We start from the raw sequence: 1,301 nt of genomic DNA, 5'->3' as shown, positions 1-1,301 counted from the left end.
ACGTTGACGGCCAGTCCGCCGCGCGCCGTCTCCTTGTACTTGACCTTCATGTCCGCGCCGGTCTCGCGCATGGTCTTGATGACCTTGTCCAGCGAGACGTGGTGCACCCCGTCGCCACGCAGCGCCAACCGGGCAGCCGTGATCGCCTTGATGCTAGCCACCGCGTTGCGCTCGATGCAGGGGATCTGCACCAGACCCCCAACCGGATCACACGTCAACCCCAGGTTGTGCTCCATGCCGATCTCCGCGGCGTTCTCCACCTGCTCCGGCGTACCACCCAACGCCTCAGCCAGACCCGCGGCGGCCATCGAACAGGCCGAACCCACCTCACCCTGACAACCCACCTCCGCACCCGAGATCGACGCGTTCTCCTTGAACAACACCCCGATCGCCCCCGCCGCCAACAGGAACCGCACCACCCCCTCCTCGCAGGCGCCCGGCACGAAACGGGTGTAGTAATGCAGCACCGCCGGGATGATCCCCGCCGCCCCATTCGTCGGCGCGGTGACGACCCGACCACCGGCCGCGTTCTCCTCGTTCACCGCCAGGGCGAACAGCGTCACCCAGTCCATCGCCCGCAACGGATCACCCGCATCGGACTCCGTCTCCAGGCTGCGGCGCAGCTCGGCGGCACGACGACGCACCCTCAACCCACCAGGCAACACCCCGTCACGCGAACAACCCCGCTCCACGCACTCCCGCATCACCCGCCAGATCTCCAACAGACCGGAACGCACCTCACCCTCACCCCGCCAGGAGAGCTCGTTGGCCAGCATCACCTCACTGATCGACAGCCCCGTCGACGCCGTCACGCCAAGCAACTGCGCCCCGGTCAGGAACGGATACCGCACCCGCGTGCCGTCGGGCCTGATCCGATCCGCCCCCGCCGCCGCCTCGTCCACCACGAACCCGCCACCCACCGAGTAGTACGTCCGCACCCGCAACTGCGCGCCCGCGTCGTCGTACGCGACGAACGTCATCCCGTTCGGGTGGTACGGCAACGACCGACGCCGGTGCAGCACCAGATCCCGGTCCGGGTCGAAGTCGACCTCGTGCGCGTCGAGCAGGCCCAGCCGCCGCTCGGCACGCATCCGCGCGATCCGCGCGTCGACCGCGTCGGTGTCGACCGACTCCGGAACCTCACCGACCAACCCCAGCAGCACCGCCCGATCACTACCGTGCCCGTGCCCGGTCGCCCCCAGCGACCCGAACAACTCCGCCCGCACCCGAGCCGTCCCGGCCAACAACCCGTCGGCCTTCAACCCCGCAACGAACGTACGGGCCGCCCGCATCGGCCCCAC

Annotated in this window: 1 protein-coding gene; it reads right to left on the bottom strand. The window is 69.4% G+C overall.

The features are described 5' to 3' along the window. Positions 1–1,301 (bottom strand): L-serine ammonia-lyase (locus ACTMS2_RS29235; protein ID WP_441178261.1); only part of this gene is annotated, 1,301 nt, incomplete at both ends.

This window comes from Micromonospora sp. SD12 (assembly GCF_052068495.1).
GTDB classification, from domain to species: domain Bacteria; phylum Actinomycetota; class Actinomycetes; order Mycobacteriales; family Micromonosporaceae; genus Micromonospora; species Micromonospora echinofusca.
This window is presented reverse-complemented; position numbering and strand designations above follow the sequence as displayed.